A 1,565-nucleotide genomic window follows, 5' to 3' on the forward strand; every position below is an offset into this window, starting at 1 on the left:
CGGTAGTTGTCAAGTCAAATTGAGACGGTTTGTGTTCAGTTGGCTGGTTGTTGATCTTCGGTGGGTTGGTTGATCCAGGCCGCTGTGGGTAGTGCGGGCGGTCGGGGCCGGCGGGTGAAGCGTTCGGGGTGAGCGGCCTGGGCGCGGTCGAGGGTGGTTTGCCGTGCTGTGTGGATGTGTTGGGCTGTTCCGAAGTGGACGGATGCTGGGGTGTGCAGGCCGATGCCGGAGTGGCGGTGTTCGTGGTTGTATGCCAGGAAGAAACCGTCGCAGAAGGTTCGGGCGTCTTCCAGGGACCCGAACCGCTGGGGGAAGTCGGGTACGTATTTCATGGTTTTGAACTGGGCCTCGGAGTAGGGGTTGTCGTTGGAGGTGCGTGGTCGGGAATGTGATCGCAGGACACCGAGATCGACCAGCAGTTCAGAGACGGGTTTGGACACCATCGCCCCGCCCCGGTCAGCGTGGATCGTGTGCGGCTCGATCCCGTTGCGGGCGATGGCCTCGCCGAGGAAATCCTTGGCGACGACGGCGTCTTCGGCCGCAGCGACCAGCCAGCCGGTCACGTAGCGGGAGAAGATGTCCATCACGACGTAGCACTTGTACCAGACGCCTTTGGCCTGTCCTTTCAGCGCGGTGATGTCCCACGACCACACCTGGGACGGTCCGTGCGCGACCAGTTCCGGGCGGATGCGGGGCGGGTGGGTGGCCTGCCTGCGGCGTTCGCGGACCTGCCCGGCTGCGCGGGCTACGCGGTACATCGTGGAGATCGAGCAGTGATAGCGGCCCTCATCCAGTTCCCGAGCCCAGACCTGCGGGATCGCCAGATCCGCATAGCGGGGCTCGGCTAATAACTCCAGCACTGCCTGCCGCTCGTCCTCACTCAAGGTGCCCGGTGGCGGCGTGCGGGGCAGCCACGGCCCGTGCACCGGGCCGGGCGGGTTGATGCGCCGGTAGTGGGTGGCACGGGAGCGTCCGGTCAGCTCGCATGAGCGTTTCACCGACACTCCCGCGCCCCAGAGTTCGGTGAACGCGGTGGTCATGACCTCCTCGGCGGCTCGTCCTTGTCCGCGCTCCCGGAGATGTCTTCCAAGAGCGCGTGCGCTTTTCCCATAATGTCCAGCGCCATTCGGGACTTGCCTAGATCAGACTTCAGTTTCTCGTTCTCCCGCCGCAGTTTCTCCAGCTCAAGCTGCTCCGCGGTCTTGCGCTCCCGCTTCGGCCCTGCACCACCGGCATCACCGGTCTTGCCGGAGCCGGTGGTCAGGGCCCCGGCGTCACGGGCACGGGTCCACTCGATGATGTGAGAGGAATACAAGCCCTCCCGACGCAGGATCTTGCCTTTCTCACCGTTGGGGGCGTTCTCATACTCGGCGACGATCGCCAGCTTGTACTCCGGGCTGAATACCCGCCGCGACGGCCGCGGAGCAGGATCATCACCCTGCCCACCCGACCGACCCGACCTGTCGTTGGATGAAGTGGACACGACTACCAGGATCTCCGATCCCGCCCTCACACTCATACCCGGCACTCACACCAGGTGTCTCATCTCATCCTGACAAAGAGGG

Annotated in this window: 2 protein-coding genes; both read right to left on the reverse strand. The window is 64.5% G+C overall.

Going from position 1 to position 1,565, the window contains the following annotated elements; all coding sequences use genetic code 11:
- Window positions 1-35: 35 nt before the first annotated feature.
- A complete protein-coding gene (locus E1288_RS46325; RefSeq protein WP_132495699.1) occupies window positions 36-1,040 on the reverse strand; it encodes an IS3 family transposase in 1,005 nt (334 codons plus the stop codon).
- Window positions 1,037-1,483 (reverse strand): transposase, encoded by a 447-nt coding sequence (locus E1288_RS46330; RefSeq protein WP_132495701.1) that lies wholly within the window; start codon window positions 1,481-1,483, stop codon window positions 1,037-1,039. Before E1288_RS46330 ends, E1288_RS46325 begins: the two co-directional genes overlap by 4 nt.
- Between the last annotated feature and the right edge of the window lie 82 nt (window positions 1,484-1,565).

The organism is Saccharopolyspora elongata, assembly GCF_004348985.1.
GTDB classification, from domain to species: domain Bacteria; phylum Actinomycetota; class Actinomycetes; order Mycobacteriales; family Pseudonocardiaceae; genus Saccharopolyspora; species Saccharopolyspora elongata.